General features: G+C 41.2%; 14 protein-coding genes. All 14 read left to right on the plus strand.

Annotated features, from left to right (window positions below):
* Positions 1-29 precede the first annotated feature (29 nt).
* Entirely contained in the window at positions 30-1,655 is a 1,626-nt protein-coding gene (gene bshC / locus LF817_RS07015) for a bacillithiol biosynthesis cysteine-adding enzyme BshC (RefSeq protein ID WP_253935080.1), read from the plus strand.
* A 148-nt stretch (positions 1,656-1,803) separates the two neighbouring features.
* Positions 1,804-2,235, plus strand: a complete 432-nt coding sequence (mraZ, locus tag LF817_RS07020) for a division/cell wall cluster transcriptional repressor MraZ (protein WP_253935081.1) — start codon at positions 1,804-1,806, stop codon at positions 2,233-2,235.
* A gap of 23 nt (positions 2,236-2,258) precedes the next feature.
* Positions 2,259-3,236: a 16S rRNA (cytosine(1402)-N(4))-methyltransferase RsmH gene (gene rsmH / locus LF817_RS07025; protein ID WP_253935284.1), complete on the plus strand. Its 978-nt coding sequence runs from the start codon at positions 2,259-2,261 to the stop codon at positions 3,234-3,236.
* Positions 3,233-3,601: a cell division protein FtsL gene (gene ftsL, locus LF817_RS07030; protein ID WP_253935082.1), complete on the plus strand. Its 369-nt coding sequence runs from the start codon at positions 3,233-3,235 to the stop codon at positions 3,599-3,601. Before rsmH ends, ftsL begins: the two co-directional genes overlap by 4 nt.
* Positions 3,602-3,622: 21 nt before the next feature.
* Positions 3,623-5,755, plus strand: a complete 2,133-nt coding sequence (locus LF817_RS07035) for a penicillin-binding protein (RefSeq protein WP_253935083.1) — start codon at positions 3,623-3,625, stop codon at positions 5,753-5,755.
* Positions 5,756-5,838: 83 nt separating this feature from the next.
* Positions 5,839-7,764, plus strand: a complete 1,926-nt coding sequence (locus LF817_RS07040) for a stage V sporulation protein D (RefSeq protein WP_253935084.1) — start codon at positions 5,839-5,841, stop codon at positions 7,762-7,764.
* An 84-nt stretch (positions 7,765-7,848) separates the two neighbouring features.
* Entirely contained in the window at positions 7,849-9,324 is a 1,476-nt protein-coding gene (locus LF817_RS07045; RefSeq protein WP_253935085.1) for a UDP-N-acetylmuramoyl-L-alanyl-D-glutamate--2,6-diaminopimelate ligase, read from the plus strand.
* The gene (locus LF817_RS07050; RefSeq protein WP_253935086.1) at positions 9,324-10,679 is read left to right on the plus strand and encodes a UDP-N-acetylmuramoyl-tripeptide--D-alanyl-D-alanine ligase; all 1,356 of its coding nucleotides are present in this window, start codon (positions 9,324-9,326) and stop codon (positions 10,677-10,679) included. Before LF817_RS07045 ends, LF817_RS07050 begins: the two co-directional genes overlap by 1 nt.
* 69 nt (positions 10,680-10,748) lie before the next feature.
* A complete protein-coding gene (mraY, locus tag LF817_RS07055) occupies positions 10,749-11,708 on the plus strand; it encodes a phospho-N-acetylmuramoyl-pentapeptide-transferase (RefSeq protein ID WP_371925014.1) in 960 nt (319 codons plus the stop codon).
* Positions 11,705-13,054, plus strand: coding sequence for a UDP-N-acetylmuramoyl-L-alanine--D-glutamate ligase (gene murD / locus LF817_RS07060; RefSeq protein ID WP_253935088.1), 1,350 nt, complete (start codon positions 11,705-11,707; stop codon positions 13,052-13,054). Before mraY ends, murD begins: the two co-directional genes overlap by 4 nt.
* 65 nt (positions 13,055-13,119) lie before the next feature.
* A complete protein-coding gene (gene spoVE, locus LF817_RS07065) occupies positions 13,120-14,220 on the plus strand; it encodes a stage V sporulation protein E (protein ID WP_253935089.1) in 1,101 nt (366 codons plus the stop codon).
* 311 nt (positions 14,221-14,531) lie between these two features.
* Positions 14,532-15,395, plus strand: a complete 864-nt coding sequence (locus LF817_RS07070) for a cell division protein FtsQ/DivIB (protein ID WP_253935090.1) — start codon at positions 14,532-14,534, stop codon at positions 15,393-15,395.
* Positions 15,396-15,676: 281 nt separating this feature from the next.
* Positions 15,677-16,966 (plus strand): cell division protein FtsA, encoded by a 1,290-nt coding sequence (ftsA, locus tag LF817_RS07075; RefSeq protein ID WP_253935091.1) that lies wholly within the window; start codon positions 15,677-15,679, stop codon positions 16,964-16,966.
* Between the two features lie 56 nt (positions 16,967-17,022).
* On the plus strand, positions 17,023-18,180 hold the full coding sequence (gene ftsZ / locus LF817_RS07080; RefSeq protein WP_253935092.1) for a cell division protein FtsZ: 1,158 nt from the start codon (positions 17,023-17,025) through the stop codon (positions 18,178-18,180).
* Positions 18,181-18,238 lie beyond the last annotated feature (58 nt).

Genomic DNA, 18,238 nt, shown 5'->3' on the forward strand with positions numbered 1-18,238 from the left:
AACCTATGTATAGAAGGAGAAGTTCATAAATGCGCATCGATCCAATTAATTTTTCGGATGCTAACCCTCTCGTTGCTGATTATAAAGCGGATAACAAAAGTGTGCACGATAAATTCGATTTTAATCCTGCCAATGAAAGTGATTGGCTTAAAAGAGCTGAGGACATTCAAGATAACCATTATAAACGGGAAGAATTAACTGAAGTACTTACACAGTTGAATGATCGCTGGAATGCTTCAGCACCAACTTTTCAGAACATTAAAAAGTTAGAAGATAAACGCACGACAGCTATAGTAGCCGGCCAGCAGGCAGGGCTTCTAACAGGCCCTTTATATACTGTGCATAAAATCATTTCTGTCTTACAGATGGCGAAATTGAAAGAGAAGGAATTAGGGAGTCCTGTTGTACCTGTGTTTTGGATCGCAGGGGAGGATCATGACTTTGCGGAAATCAATCACATTTATATGAAAAACAACCAGTCTATGGAAAAACTACAGGTGGATACTGAAGTGAATGAAAAGTCATCCGTGTCAGATTTAATATTTAATGACCACGATGTGATAGCCTGGCTGGATAAGGTCTTTAACCACCTTCAGGAAACGGAGTATACCTCCAGTGTTTATTCAAGCTTCAAAGATGTGATTAAAACGTCGAGCAGCTTTACGGACTTTTTTGCAAAAGTGATTCATAAATTGTTTCCTCGTGAAGGTTTGATTTTACTCGATGCTCATGACCGAGAAATTCGCAAGTTAGAAGGATCCTACTTCAAGGAAATGGTTTACCATAATGAGCAGATTGCTCAGAGCGTATATTCTTCCGAGCAGAAAATCAAACAGGAAGGCTACCCGATATCTCTGTTCAGCTCAGCAAATGACGCAAACTTGTTTCTTCATAAAGACGGGGAGCGGGTTCTGTTAGTCAGGGATGAAGATGGATTCTTCAAAGGGAAAAAAGGAGAAGTTAGCTTAAGTAAAGATGATCTGCTTTCCCTTGCTGAACAGGAGCCATGGCGGCTTAGTAATAACGTAGTTACTCGACCGCTTATGCAGGAACTCCTTCTTCCCGTTCTCGGTTTCGTCGGAGGTCCTGGAGAAATAAATTATTGGGCAGCGCTTAAACCAGCTTTTCATACTTTAAATTTACGAATGCCTCCAGTAATTCCAAGGTTATCATTTACATTACTGGATCGTGCATCCGATAAAAGACTTCGTGATTACGAAATTGATGTAGGGGCTGGAGTCCAGCAAGGCACGGGTCCTAATAAATTGAACTGGATAGCGACATTAGGTGAACAGCCAATAGATAAGCTGGCAGAAGAGATGAAAAAAGAAATAGAAAACATCCACAAGCCTCTTAGAAACAAAGCTGCGGATCTGGGGCCGGACATGAAAGCACTAGCAGACAAAAACTTAGAATATATTCATCAGTCAATTGGCTTCCTTCAAAAACGGATGCTGAAATCGACCGAAGAAAATTACGAACGGGAGTTGCGAGTATTCGATGAATTGAACCTGTTGCTGCGCCCAGGCGGAGCTCTGCAGGAAAGAATGTGGAGTATAGTCCCATGGGTTAATATGTACGGTATAGACGTATTTGAGAGAGTGTGCAGCAGAGAATTATCATTTGATCACACCCATTTTGTCGTTAGATTTTAAATAACCCCCCACCATCTCCCACTATAAAAAACAGTAAGAATCCTGCTTAAATAAGCAGGATTTTTTTTGCGTCAGTAGAATATTTAAAAATGAGTGGTGAAAAGTGGAGTGATGTGGTAGTCTGAAAATAGAAGGTGGGGTAAACTCTATGTTCATGGGCGAATTTCAGCATAACATCGATATGAAAGGACGGATCATCGTCCCTTCGAAATTTCGTGAAGAACTTCAAGAAGGCTTTGTGCTGACAAGAGGTTTAGATCAATGTTTATTCGCTTATCCTATGAACGAGTGGAAATTATTAGAGGAAAAGCTGAAAAAGCTTCCCCTTACTAAAAAAGATGCGCGAGCCTTCACTAGATTTTTCTTTTCTGGAGCTGTCGAATGTGAAGTAGATAAGCAGGGAAGAGTAAACATTCCCCCACCGCTGAGAAACCATGCGAAGTTAGATAAGGAATGTGTAGTTATTGGTGTATCAAATCGTATTGAATTTTGGAGTAAAGATTTGTGGGAAAGCTACTTCGAAGAATCAGAAGAGTCTTTCTCAGAGATTGCTGAAAATATGTTGGATTTCGATATTTGATAGGTAGAGAAACGGGTGAAGAAATGTTTGAACATTATAGTGTATTAAAATCAGAAACAATAAAGCAGATGCATATTAAGCCTGATGGTGTATATGTAGACTGCACTTTAGGAGGCGGAGGGCATTCCATTGAGATTGCATCAAGACTTGATAAAGGAAAGCTCATAGCTTTTGATCAAGATGAGCATGCGTTAGAAGCAGCAAAAGAAAGGTTAGCTCCCTACGCAGAGAAAGTTACGTTAGTACATGCTAATTTCCGCCAATTAGAAGAAAAACTGAACGAACTTAAAATCGAGCACGTAGATGGGGTTCTTTACGACTTAGGTGTTTCAAGTCCTCAGCTCGATGTAGCTGAGAGAGGGTTCAGCTACCATAACGATGCTCCTCTGGACATGAGGATGGACCAGTCGAATGAAACATCAGCATGGAATGTTTTAAATGAGTGGGCGTATGAAGACCTTGTCCGAATATTTTTCAAATACGGGGAAGAGAAATTTTCAAAGCAAATCGCAAGGAAAATTGAGGCTGCCAGAGAGGTACAATCGATTGAAACAACGGGACATCTCGTTGAATTGATAAAGGATGCCATACCCGCTCCAGCGAGAAGAAAAGGTGGCCACCCTGCAAAAAGGATCTTTCAAGCGATCAGAATTGCTGTCAATGATGAGCTGGGAGCATTTCAAGACACTCTCCACCAAGCGGCCAGAACGGTAGCTGTAGATGGGAGAATAGCGGTGATCACCTTTCATTCATTAGAGGATCGACTATGTAAGCAGGCATTTAAGAAATGGAGTACGAATCCGCCTCTTCCGAAAAACATCCCGATGATTCCTGAAGATAAACAGCCACCATTTAAAATGGTTACACGCAAGCCGATTGTTGCAGAAGAAGAAGAGTTAGAAGACAACCGACGTTCAAGGTCAGCAAAATTAAGAGTGGTAGAGAAAATTAAACCATGGTCAGATTCATTCACATTTGAAGAAGGGTGGAAGCAAACTTGAGTACAGAGAGAGTAAAAAAAATGCAGCAGCCAATCGAACACCAACAGCAGCAAAAGCAAGTCAAAGTCAAAATTCAAAAAAAGCAATGGGTAAGTACAGGGGAGAAAGTTTTATATTCTGCAGCTACAGGCGTCATAGCGTTGGCTTCAGTTTTTATGGTGCATTTTTCTTCGACTACTGATACACTAAACCGTGATATTCAACAAGCTGAACAGAAAATCAGTCAACAAGAGGCGGTTAACGACAGTCTGGCTTATGATGCTAAAGAACTAAGTAACCCTGACCGTATTCTTCAGATTGCAAAAGACAATGGCTTGGAAATGCAAAACGCAGAAGTCAAACAAGCAGGCTATGCTGGAAACTAAGAGAAACTAGGTGAACTTCTTATGAAAAGCTCAAATACACATAAGGGTGCCGCGATCCTGATTTTGCTTTTTTCGGCATTCTTCCTCATCATCACTGGACGGTTCCTATATATTCAGTCCACTGCTGAAATTGAGGGTGTGAATTTGAATGAATGGGCGGAAAAAGCCAGAACTAGTTCCTATTCTTTAGACGCGGATAGAGGGAACATTTATGACAAGAATGGAATGCTCTTAGCGTATGACCGCCCTACATACAAGGTGTATGCGGTGGTGGACCCGGAATTTTCTCAATCTGAAGAGGAGCCAGCACATGTGACGAGTCCGGATGAAACGGCGTCTGCGCTGGCTCCTTTGTTAGATATGGAGACATCGGAAATCGAAACTCAAATAAACGACGCTCAAGAAGACGGAAGGTTCCAGGTCGAATTTGGCAGTAAGGGAGCAAATCTTTCAAAAGATCAAATGGAAGAGATTGAGGAACTTGATTTGCCAGGGATCGATTTCGAGGAACAATCCAAACGCTACTATCCAAACGGTACATTCGCTTCTCACATTATCGGCTTCGCTCGTAATGATGATGGGCTTATTACGGGAGTGACCGGTGTTGAGAAACAGATGGAAGATTACTTGCAAGAGCAAAAGGGTGAAATCTCTTATGAAAGAGATAAATATGGCTCTAAATTATTGAACCCTAATGAAGTACTGACGGAACCTGATAATGGAGATAATGTCCATCTTTCTATTGACCAGAAGATACAGACATTTTTAGAAGATGCTATGGCAACAGTCGATGAGGAATATGAACCGGAAAAGATCATGGCAGCGGTTATGAATCCTAAGACAGGAGAAGTCGTAGCTTTGGGGAACAGGCCAAGTTATAACCCTAACGATCTAGGCGAAGTGGATAATTGGTATAACGACATTATTGCTGATTCTTTTGAACCTGGGTCTACTATGAAAATGTTCACATGGGCTTCGGCCATAGAAGATGGAGTATATAATGGGAAGGATACGTTTGAATCCGGTTCATATGAAGTTTCTGGGAGTACCATAAGGGATCACAACCGGGAAGGATGGGGAGAAATCACGTATGATGAGGGGTTCGAAAGGTCATCTAACGTGGCGGCTTCCAAACTTGGTTACGAACTGCTTGGCCCTGAAAAATTCAGAGAGTACCTTTCAGAATTTAATCTCGATGAAAAGTCAGGAATAGATCTTCCTGGAGAGGGTCAAGGCAAGATCCTTTATGATTATCCCATTGAAAAAGTGACAACTGCGTTTGGTCAAGGTTCAACAAATACTCCATTGCAGCTTATGACAGCGGCCACTGCAATAGCAAATGATGGTAAAATGATGAGACCTTACACGTTGTCAAAAGTCACTTCCAGCGAAAACGGGGAAGTCATAAGTGAGAAAGAGCCGGAAGTTATTGGAGAACCAATTTCAGAGGATACGGCAATTAAAATGCGTGAATTATTGGGACGAGTCGTTTCAGGAGAAAATGGAACGGGCTCACCTTTTGAACTAAAAGATTATTCTCTTGGGGGAAAAACTGGAACAGCACAAATACCGAAAGAAGGAGGAGGTTACCTTACTGGAAAGGACAACCACATTTTCTCTTTCCTCGGCATGGCTCCAGTGGAAGACCCGGAGTTGCTCATGTATGTTGCGGTAAAGCAGCCGAATCTTGATGTGACTGAAACAGGATCAGAACCTTCTTCTTTTATCGTTAAATCGGTAATGGAAAACAGCCTTCACTATTTGGATATTGATCCTGATCAGGAGAAAGAACCTGAAGTAAAAGAAAAAGAAGTAAAAGATTACGTTGGAAAATCTACAGAAAAGGCTGAAAAAGACTTGAAGAAAGATTTCAAAAACGTAACTGTAGTAGGAGCAGGGAGTGAAGTGACGGCTACTTTACCCGAAGCAGGCACAAACGTTATGACAGAGCAGAGGATGATTCTGGTTACAGATGAACCTGTGATGCCTGATATCCAGGGTTGGTCTCTGCGTGATGTACAGGAACTGGCTGAACATTTTAATCTTGAACTAGAAACCATGGGAGATGGTTATGTGAGTAACCAGAACATGGAAGAAGGTACTGCGCTAAGAGAAGGCGGCTACCTGGTAGTGGAACTTACTAAGCCAGAGTGATCAAAACCAACAGTGTTCTAATCGTTTTCCGATTGCATATAGTGATACAAGCTTACTCTATCGACTTTAAAGGAGTTATGGATATGAGAAGGGTATCGCAAGTAATCGTAAGAAAGCGGTTAGTCGCTGTTTTTTTTGTGGGGTTAATTATCTTTACTGTAATCATTGGCCGTCTAGGCTATGTTCAATTCGTGTTAAGTGACTTCCTAGTGGACAAGGCTGAACAATCCTGGGGGAGGGATATAACATTTGAGCCGGAACGAGGGAAAATTCTAGATACGAATGGAGAAGTTTTAGTTGGAAATCAATCGGCACCAACTGTTATGGTCGTCCCAAGACAAATAAAAGAGCCCGAAAAAACAGCAAAACAGCTTTCTGACATTTTGGAGATGAGTGTAGATAAAGCATTCTCACACCTTACAAAGCAAGTATCAATTGAAAAAATCCATCCTGAAGGACGAAAGATTTCGGACGAGCAAGCGAATGCTATTCAGATGCTCGATATGCCAGGGGTTTACGTAGCAGAAGATTCATTGAGATATTACCCGAACGGTTCTTTTCTTTCTCATGTACTTGGTTTCAGCGGAATTGATAATCAGGGACTCCTTGGACTTGAATCGGTGTATGACGAGCAACTAAAAGGAGAGCAGGGGGCACTGTCTTTTTTTTCTGATGCAAAAGGGAAGAGGATGCCTGATATAGCAGATACTTATACCCCTCCTGTTGATGGGAAAGACCTTCAGCTTACGATTGATTATAACGTTCAATCGATCGTGGAAAGGGAATTGGATATGGCGGAAGCTAAATATAAACCTGATGGAGCAGTAGCTATTGCAGTCGATCCGAAAACGGGACAGGTAAAAGCGATGGCATCAAGGCCGAATTTCCATCCTGGAAATTATCAGGAAGTGGATGCATCCACTTATAATCGGAATTTGCCTGTTTGGAGCACGTACGAGCCAGGATCCACTTTCAAAATTATTACGTTAGCCGCTGCTTTAGAGGAGGGGCTGGTGAATTTGGAAGATGAACATTTCCATGACTCGGGTTCAGTTAAAGTTGGAGGGGCAACACTCAGATGTTGGAAAAGGGGCGGCCATGGTGATCAAACTTTTCTAGAAGTCGTGCAAAACTCTTGTAACCCAGGTTTCGTCCAATTAGGTGAACGATTAGGTAAAGAAAAATTATTTGAATACATTGATCGTTTTGGATTTGGTGAAAAAACAGGGATTGACTTAGAAGGCGAAGGCAGCGGGATTTTATTCAGACCTGAACAAGTTGGACCAGTAGAACAAGCGACAACTGCATTTGGACAGGGCGTTTCAGTCACGCCGATTCAACAAGTTATGGCAGTAGCTGCTGCTGTGAACGGGGGTTATTACTATGAACCTTATGTACAGGAAGCATGGCTGGACCCTGTGGACGGTGAAGTATTAGAAAAGAAAGAGCCGAATTTAATTAAGAGAGTGATATCAGAACAGACTTCAAAGGAAGTAAGTAAGGCTTTGGAAAGTGTGGTAGCGAAAGGTACAGGTCGCGGCGCTTACGTGGAAGGGTATCGTGTGGGTGGAAAAACAGGAACAGCACAGAAAGTGGGCAAAGACGGAAAGTATATGACGGATAATCATATTGTATCTTTCATCGGGTTTGCCCCTGCAGATGACCCGGAATTGGTCGTTTACTTAGCGATTGACAATCCAAAAGGGACTGTGCAATTTGGCGGGGTAGTAGCAGCTCCCATTGTTGGTTCAATCATGGAAGATAGTCTCCGTTCACTCGGTGTAAAACCTCGTAAAGACGGATTAGATAAAGAATATTCCTGGCCTGAAGAACCACTTGTAGAAGTGCCGGACGTCACAGGGATGGAGAAAAAAGATATCAATAAGCTAATGACGACATTAAAAGTAGAAGTAAGTGGAAAAGGAGAATCTGTTGTCGCTCAAGCTCCTAAAGCAGGAGTGAAAGTGCCTAGTGGATCAACCATCCGTATTTATTTAAATGATGATTGAGTTTTCTAAATTTATGTCAAAACCATACAGTGGGCTTGATTTTTGCTATAATAGTAAAGAATGTCGACAGTTAGGATGGTATGTATGAAATTAAATAAACTATTAGAACTAATTCCTTTTTACAAAACAAATCAACATGTGGATGATATAGAAATCACCGGTGTGTCCATGGATTCTAGATCTGTGGGTCTGGGTGAAGCTTTTGTATGTATCATAGGCAGTGAATCTGATGGACACGACTTCGTAAATTCAGCCATCGATCAAGGGGCAGCATTGATTATTGCTGAGAAAGAATTGGCCATTGATTTTCCTGTAATAACTGTTAATGATACGACGAAAGCATTAGCTATGATTTCTTCGACTTTTTACAATTATCCAACCGAGAAAATCCATACCATAGGCGTGACAGGTACAAATGGTAAAACGACAATTACTTATTTACTTGATGAAATTTTCACTCTTGAACAGCACATAACCGCAACAATAGGAACGATTCAAATGAATATCGCAGGAAGGTCATATCCTGTGAAAAACACAACACCTGATGCTCTTTCGCTTCAGCAAAGTTTTCAGCAAATGGTGGAATATGGAGTGGATACAGCCATAATGGAAGTGTCATCCCATGCATTGGATCAAGGCCGTGTTTATGGCTGTGATTTTGATGTGGCCGTTTTCACCAATTTGACCCAGGATCATTTGGATTATCATGAAAGCATGGGCGACTATCTTCGTGCTAAGTCCCTATTGTTTGCCCAACTAGGAAATGGGTATAATTTGAAACGGGAGAAGTTTGCTATCATCAATGGTGATTCACCGGTAGCTGGGAAACTCATCCGTGCCACCTCCCAACCCGTTTTGACTTATGGTATAAATAAGCCGGCTGATATCATGGCAAGAGAGATCAGACTTCACGAGAAAGGGAGTTCCTTTGTATTGAGCACCCCTAAAGGTGAGGTTACCATCGAAAGTCCTTTAATGGGATTGTTCAGTGTATATAATATGATGGCTTCCGCAGGCGCTGCTCTAGTTTCAGGAATAGATCTGTCCGTTATCCAAAAATCTTTCGAACATACGAAAGGGGTGCGTGGAAGATTTGAACCTGTATTAGAAGGGCAGCCATTTGGAGTGGTCGTCGATTACGCGCACACACCTGACTCACTAGAGAATGTGCTGAAAACTATGAGCGAATTTTGTAAAGGTGAAATCCGGGTAGTGGTTGGATGCGGAGGCGATAGAGATCGCAAGAAACGACCACTGATGGCCGATGTAGCTATGAAATACGCTGACCAATCAATTTTTACATCTGATAACCCAAGAACAGAGGACCCGACTGTAATTTTAAATGATATGACTGCCCACTTGAATGGCAACTTCGTAATAGAAGAAGACCGCAAATCAGCGATCGACCTTGCGATTTCCAATTCTGAAGAAGGAGATATGGTTCTCATTGCAGGCAAAGGACATGAAACTTATCAGGAAATTAATGGCGTGCGTTATGAGTTTGATGATTGTGAGGTAGCGAGAAATATCTTATCGAAGGTTAAGGGGAGTCGCACGTAATGTTTACAATAAATGAATTAACATCAATTTTTCCATCCTATAGAGGTGCCGCTGATGACCAAATCTTAATCCGCGGTGCCATGACGGATACTCGTTTGGAAAATAAGCAAAGCTTATTTGTACCGATAGTCGGTGAAAATCACAATGCACATAAGTTTATTAACGAAGCAATTAAAAAAGGTGCTGTTGCTGCATTGTGGCAGAAAGATCACGAATTACCCAGGGAAATTCCTACTGAGTTTCCTGTTTTTTTCGTCGAGGATACTCTCCAGGCACTTCAGGAGACATCCTCGTTTTACTTGAAAAAAGTAAATCCCACCGTTATCGGTATCACAGGTTCTAATGGAAAGACGACAACTAAAGATCTCGTTGCTTCTGTGCTTCAAGTGAAATTTCGTACTCATAAAACCGCTGGGAATTATAACAATCATATCGGTTTACCTTTAACGATATTATCTATGCCGAGTAATACAGAGGTGGCTGTCCTTGAAATGGGGATGAGTCAAGCAGGAGAAATTTCTTTATTATCTAAACTAGCAGAGCCTTCTCATGTAATTATCACGAATATTGGGGAGTCTCATATTGAATATTTAGGGTCGCGTGAGGGGATTGCTAAAGCAAAGCTGGAAATTCTTAACGGATGGCATGATGGTACGTTCATATTTGACGGGGATGAAGATCTGCTAAAGTCTTATATTGGGACAGATCGATCTGTATCATGCGGCTTTCTAAGTCAATCTTCTGTCGTCATTAAAGTCCAGGAACTTCTAGAGGACCGAAGTCATTTCGAAGTGCTTGCTCACAATTACACGTTACCTATTGCAGGCAGGCATAATGTTAAAAATGCTGCTTATGCCATCTCTTTAGCCCAAACACTAGGTTTGACTCCAGATGAAATACAGAGTGGGTTTGATAACATAGAGCTCTCAGGGATGAGGTTTGAAAAAGTAGATGGTATCAATGGATCTCTTCTTATCAACGATGCCTATAATGCTTCGCCTACTTCAATGAAAGCAACCATTGGAATAATCGAAGAATTGCAATCGAGATCCCATAAAATACTTGTTTTAGGTGATATGTTTGAATTGGGCGAATTTGCAGGTGAGCTTCATGAAGATGTGGCCACTGTAATTACAGATCAAATCAGCTCTGTGTATACGATCGGGGAGCATGCAAGTAGAATAGTGGAGTCTGTAAAGGTTAAACATCCAAATATAGAAAGTATTCATTTTAAAGATAAAGAATCATTGAGTGATCACCTAAAAAAGAGATTAACTGACAATACGGTCGTCTTAATCAAAGCCTCCAGAGGGATGAAGCTTGAACAATTATTAAACGATCTTACAGAGAAATAAACAGGCGATGACAATCATGATTGCACATAAGGAGGAATTTCATTGAACGACTATATCTTGCTGCTGACTATGGCGCTATCTTTCATTCTAACAGTCGTAATTTCGCCTATTACGATCCCTTTTCTTAGAAGGTTGAAATTTGGCCAAAGTATTCGTGAGGAAGGACCGAAATCACACCAGAAGAAATCAGGGACACCAACCATGGGCGGTGTCATGATCCTGATCGCTATCACATTGACTACGATTATTTCATCTATATGGTTTATCCCGAACCCCAGTCAAGTCCACCTGTTCATTGTTTTATTCGTACTAGTTGGATATGGACTTTTAGGTTTTTTAGATGATTACATTAAGGTAGCACTGAAAAGAAACATGGGTTTAAATTCTAAACAGAAGATGCTCGGACAAATCATTATTGCAGTTATCGTCTATTTCATTCTGGAGCAAAATGGTTTTTCTACATACATAGAGATTCCAGGAACCTCGATGGAACTTGAACTTGGATTCGGCTATGCCCTCCTAATCCTTGTGATGCTGGTGGGCGGTTCAAATGCTGTAAACCTGACGGACGGTTTGGATGGTTTATTAGCAGGTACAGCTGCGATTGCTTTTGGAGCCTTTGGAATATTAGCTTGGATGGAGGAAGGCAATGTAGAAGTAGCCGTTTTCTCTTTAGCTGTTGTTGGTTCATTATTAGGCTTTCTTGTTTTCAACGCACATCCGGCCAAAGTATTCATGGGTGATACTGGTTCATTGGCATTGGGCGGAGCTATAGCAATGGTAGCCATTCTGACAAAGTTGGAATTACTGCTTGTTATTATTGGAGGGGTTTTCGTCATCGAAACTCTGTCTGTCATCCTTCAAGTTGCTTCTTTTAAGACGACAGGAAAACGCATTTTCAAAATGAGTCCGCTTCACCATCACTATGAATTGAAGGGATGGACTGAATGGAGAGTTGTCACAACCTTTTGGACGGTCGGCTTCCTATTTGCGGTTCTCGGAATTTATATAGAGGTGATGTTCGGATGAAATGTTTAGACCCCAAGACTTTCCGATATAGAAATGTCCTTGTACTAGGCCTGGCTAAAAGTGGGAAAGCAGCTGCTGAACTTTTATTAGATAGTGGTATTAAAGTTACCATAAATGATTTAAAAGCAGATGAAAATAGTATAGACATTACGAAGTTCAAAGAGCGAGGCGCTCGCGTAGTGACGGGGAGTCATCCTTTAGAACTGCTCAATGACATTGATCTGATTGTGAAAAATCCAGGGATTCCTTATGAAAACCCGATGGTGGCTGAAGCGGAAAAACGACAGATCCCTATCGTGACGGAAATCGAGTTAGCCGGATTTCTTCATGAAGGCAATTTAATTGGAGTGACAGGGTCCAATGGAAAAACGACCACAACAACTTTAATCCATGAGTTTTTGAAAGAGGACGAACAACCTGCTTCAATTGCAGGGAATATCGGGGAAGTCGCTTGTGAGGTGGCTCGAAGTACCGCAGATGAAGAGACAATGGTTGTAGAGCTCTCATCTTTCCAACTGTTAGGGACTGAAACGTTCAGCCCTAATGTAGCGGTATGGCTCAATTTATTTGATGCGCATCTTGACTATCATCACACAGCTGCAAATTATCATAAAGCTAAAGCTAAAATCGCTGCAAACCAAAGTGAGAGTGATTATCTAGTTTACAATGCTGACGATAGTGCAATCTTGAACTTCCTTCCTTCGTTTGCTTCTCAGTTGGTGCCTTTTTCACTTCAAGGAAAAGTCGAGGGAGCCTGGAGTGATGAGGAGTGGGTTTATTTTAAGGACGAACCCGTCGTAAAAAGAAGTGACATTGTATTAGTGGGTGAGCATAACCTTGCGAATATATTAGCTGCCGTCGCCGCTGTGAAAGTGAGTGGAATAAAAAACGAAGCGATTGTTAAAGTCTTAACTTCGTTTGGCGGGGTGGAGCATCGTTTAGAATTTGTAACGAAAAAAAATGGTGTCTACTTTTATAATGATTCAAAGGCTACTAATATTCTAGCGACTTCCTATGCTTTAAAAGCTTTTGACCAGCCGATCATCCTTCTTGCAGGAGGGCTTGATCGTGGCAATCAGTTTGATGAGTTGGTTGAAAAGCTCGGGAATGTTAAAGCTATGGTTCTATTCGGTGAAACAGCTGAGAAAATTAGTTTAGCCGGCACGCAGGCAGGGGTCCAGCACATTTCAACTGTGAATAACATGAAGGAAGCTGTCGAAGACGCTTATCAAATATCTACGAGTGAGGATGTTATCTTGCTGTCTCCTGCATGTGCAAGCTGGGACCAGTATCGCACGTTTGAAGAAAGAGGTCATATGTTTAAAGAGGCTGTGCATAAGCTGTAGTAGGGGCATATGTACAAGCATTCAAAGCCCTGGTTTCCAATATTAATGGAAGGTAGGGCTTTTTTATGCGGGCTAATGAACAAAAACCTGATATATGGTTGACTTCAGCGATTCTCAGCTTACTACTCATTGGAATCGTAATGGTGTACAGTTCATCAAGTATATGGTCAGAGTATAAATTCGATGATCCCTGGTTTTTTGCAAAACGACAAATACTTTTTGCTGCTTTAGGTTTGATCGCTATGTTTACACTCTCGAACATTCCTTATTATGTATGGTTCAAATACGCAAAAGTGATTGTCCTCATTTGTTTAGTTTTTCTCCTTCTCGTGTTAATACCCGGTGTCGGCATGGTACGAGGAGGAGCGCAAAGCTGGATAGGTATCGGTATGTTTAGTATTCAGCCCTCTGAGTTCATGAAGTTGGGATTAATCATTTTCTTAGCTAAATTTTTTTCGCAGAGGCAGAAGAGAATGGCATCATTTCAAGAAGGTTTCCTTCCAGGACTTGCCATCATTCTTGTTCCATTCGCGTTGATTATGCTACAACCCGATTTGGGTACAGGGGTCGTCATGGTCAGTACTTGTCTATTAATGATGTTTGTTGCAGGAGCGAGAGTTGCTCATTTCATGCTGATCGTTGCAGGGGGAATTGCGGGTATGGCGGGCCTCATTGCATCAGCTCCTTACAGAATACAAAGAATTACTGCTTTTCTCCATCCATGGGAAGATCCACTTGGAAGCGGGTTTCAGATCATCCAATCACTCTATGCTATTGGCCCGGGAGGATTGCTAGGTTTAGGATTAGGCAAAAGTATGCAAAAGTTCTTCTACTTGCCTGAGCCACAGACTGACTTCATTTATTCTGTGCTAGCTGAAGAGCTCGGATTCATAGGCGGTACTATTGTGTTAATCCTCTTTTTTGTCATATTATGGCGGGGTGTACGAACAAGTCTGCATGCCACCGATTTGTTTGGAAGTTTACTTGCGCTAGGAATTGTAGGAATGATATCCATCCAGGTAATGATCAATGTGAGTGTAGTGACGGGGCTTATTCCTGTAACTGGAATCACGCTTCCCCTTATAAGTTATGGGGGGTCCTCCCTGACTTTGACTTTAGGGGCTTTAGGCTTGTTGCTGAGTGTGAGCAGATATTCAAATGAATAAGTTATTCAACCGTACAAACCGAGTGTGCGGTTTTTTTGTGACTATAAAAAGTAAAGGTGTTTGGGTTAGATTTATATGTTTTATATAAACAATAACGTGGTATAATTTACAGGGTTCTTTATAATATGGCTTAGACCTTTTGAACTCTTTTGATTTTATAAGTAATAACTTGATAAACAATTGAATTCTTGTACATAAATGGCGCAATATCTATGATATAATAGGAGATATGTAAAATCCTATATTTGTTTGCGTAACTTAATAATTTAAAGTAGATGAAATGGAAATGGCAACAAGGAGAATTGATGACTATGCAAGAAAAGAAAGTTGTTTCCATAGAGGATCGAATACCAAAGTTAAAACAAATACGAAAGAAAAAAGCAAATAGAAGGTTGATACAATATTTGTCTATCCTTTTTTTGTTAATTGCAGTCGTAGTATATTTACAGTCCCCTTTAAGTCATGTTAATGAAGTAAAGGTGGAAGGCGGCACATTTGTCAGCTCTGCAGAAATTGAAGAATTGTCGGAAATCGAGTCGAATACGAATATTTGGCAGGTGGAGGCTGGAGCTGTTGAAGATAGGGTGTCCACTCATCCGCAGGTGATGAGTGTAGATGTGAAAAGATCACTGCCAAGTACCATTGTGGTAGAAATTGAGGAAGCTGAACGTATCGGGTACATACAGACAGAAGGTCAATTTCAACCTATATTAGAAAATGGTGCCCTAATCGACGCCACGACACAGCTTCCTGGCGGTGATGCTCCTATTTTAAAAGAATTCAGTGATTCAAGCTACTTGGAAGAAATGTCTAAGCAGCTGAAGGAAGTACCTGACAGTATTTCACGCCTTATTTCCGAAATTCACTATACCCCTGACGAAGATAATCCATATCTCATTACCTTATACATGAATGATGGATACGAGGTTCAAGCTTCGATCCGCACTTTTTCTGAGAAAATCACAGCTTATCCTTCTATAACTTCCCAAATTGAAGAGGGAGAAAGAGGAATTATTCATATTGATGTGGGAGCCTATTTTGAGGCTTACCCGAAATCAGAAGATGAAAGCGAAGATGGTGAAGATGAATCGGATCCGATAGGGGAAGAAACTGAAGAGAGTGAAAGCATCATAGAGGATGAAGGTGGAGTTGTAGAAGATGAGAATGAAGGTTAGAATGTGAATGTAATGATTCTTGGTAAGAAGCTGAGGTATTCCTAAAGATGAACAATTCAAAATAGGGACTCCTTAAGCAAAATGTGGAAACTCACAAATATTAAAAAAACAAAGGAAATAACCATGTCATGTTGAAAAACTAGTTAGTAGGAAATTTATCACGTGACTAATTAACTAAGTTTGTCATTTCATTTACGTTTTTATTGCAAAGATTGTTTTTTAATAGTAAAAACGATATGATTTTAGTACTTATATGGTTTGTTACAGGAGGTGCGTCACAGGTGAATCAGAACGAAATTTTAGTAAGTTTGGATATAGGTACGAGCAGAATCAAAGTAATTATCGGTGAAATAATAAATGACTCATTAAATATAATAGGTGTTGGGTCAGCTAAGTCTAATGGCATGAAAAAAGGTGCCATAGTTGATATTGACCAAACCGTCCACTCGATAAAATCTGCGGTTGAACAGGCAGAACGTATGGTAGATATGAAAATCGAACGTGTCGTAGTCGGAGTAAACGGAAATCATATTCAACTCCAGCCTTGCCATGGAGTAGTGGCGGTTTCTAGTGAAACGCGGGAAATCGGAAATGAAGATATTTCAAGAGTGATTGATGCAGCGCAAGTAGTGTCTGTGCCGCCAGAACGCGAGATTGTAGATGTCATTCCAGAACAATTCATCGTAGACGGTCAGGATGAAATCACTGATCCTCGTGGTATGATTGGGGTTCGTCTAGAGATGGAAGGTATGATCATTACATGTGCCAGAACTGTTTTACATAACACACTTAAATGTGTTGAGCGAGCTGGGTTGGAAGTGCTGGATGTTTGCCTCCAGCCTTTAGCTGCGGGAACAGTTTCTCTCTCTAATGATGAAACCAACTTAGGTGTAGCCCTTGTAGATGTAGGGGGAGGTTCTACAACTGTTTCCATTTTTGAAGAAGGATATTTGAAAGGTACAAGCATGTTACCTTATGGTGGCGACAATATCACTAAAGACCTTTCGATCGGTATGAGAACTTCAACTGAAGAAGCAGAAAATATAAAAGTAGAATATGGTCATGCGTTTTTCGATGACGCAAGCGAAGAAGAAACATTTTCTGTTACTATTATAGGAAGTAATCGGCAACAATCATTCAATCAGTTGCAAATCTCTGATATGATTGAAGCAAGACTGGAAGAGGTCTTTGTGTTTGCTGCAAAAGAATTACAACGAATGGGAGTAAAAGATTTGCCAGGCGGCTTCGTTTTGACAGGAGGAGCGATGAACATGCCTGGAGTACTTGAGTTAGCTCAAGATGTATTCCATTCAAATGTCAGACTAGCTATTCCGGATTACTTGGGTGTTCGAGAGCCGCAATATACTAGTGGAGTAGGAATATTGCAATTTGCCTACCGTAATGCGAAAATACAAGGAAAAGAATTATTTCCGTCTATTACAACTCAATACGAACAGTCGACTCAGCCAAAACAAAAGCGAGTCTCCAAGCAGTCAAACGAACAATCCAGTAAATCAAAAGAGAAGAAAGAATCAGGTTTTTCTAACTTATTAAAGTACTTTTTTGATTGATAGTTCAATCATGAAATTGTAATCTTGTAATCTTGTAGAAATAGGAGGAACGGATGATGTTAGATTTTGATACGAGCATGGATCAATTAGCAACGATTAAAGTAATAGGTGTTGGCGGGGGAGGAAGTAATGCCGTCAACCGTATGATCGAGCACGGAGTACAAGGGGTAGAATTCATCGCAGTGAATACTGATGCCCAGGCATTGAATCTATCGAAAGCTGAAGTGAAGATGCAAATCGGAGGGAAGCTTACTCGCGGTTTAGGCGCTGGTGCCAATCCGGAAGTAGGTCGCAAAGCTGCGGAAGAAAGCAAAGAGCAGATCGAAGAAGCATTACAAGGTGCGGATATGGTTTTCGTTACTGCAGGAATGGGCGGAGGAACAGGTACTGGAGCTGCACCTGTCATCGCTAACGTCGCAAAAGAACTAGGCGCGCTTACTGTAGGTGTTGTGACACGACCATTCACGTTTGAGGGCAGAAAGCGTGCAACGCAAGCAGCTACTGGAACAGACAGTTTAAAAGGCAGTGTAGATACTTTAATTGTCATTCCTAATGACCGACTGCTTGAAATTGTTGATAAGAATACACCGATGCTTGAAGCTTTCCGTGAAGCGGATAACGTATTGCGACAGGGTGTACAGGGAATCTCTGATTTAATTGCTGTACCTGGTCTGATTAACGTCGACTTTGCTGACGTGAAGACGATCATGGTCGATAAAGGTTCTGCATTGATGGGGATCGGAATCGCTACAGGTGAAAGCCGTGCAGCTGAAGCAGCTAAAAAAGCTATTTCATCTCCATTGCTGGAAACATCTATTGATGGAGCGCACGGGGTACTAATGAACATCAGTGGCGGATCGAATTTGAGCCTTTATGAAGTTCAAGAGGCTGCCGATATTGTAACATCAGCTGCTGATCAGGAAGTAAACGTAATCTTTGGTTCAGTAATCAATGAGAACCTAAAAGATGAAATTGTCGTAACCGTTATTGCTACAGGGTTTGATGAAGCTCAAATTGCTCAAGGCAAACAGAAGCCTCGTCAAAATCCTGTCAATCAAATGAAGCCTAACCACGTGGAGAGGACACGCGAAGAACAGCCGCAGTCCACTAGAGAGCATAAAGCACCTCATTCACAACCAAAACCTAATGCTGGTAATGAAGAAGACACACTAGATATTCCGACGTTTTTAAGAAATAGAAATCGTCGCAGATAATTATTAAAGTCTTTTATCCAAATGGATAGGAGTGGCACCCCAAAAGTTAGAGTCAAAC

The sequence above is a fragment of the Halobacillus sp. A1 genome (assembly GCF_024189295.1).
In the GTDB taxonomy this organism is placed as follows: domain Bacteria; phylum Bacillota; class Bacilli; order Bacillales; family Halobacillaceae; genus Halobacillus_A.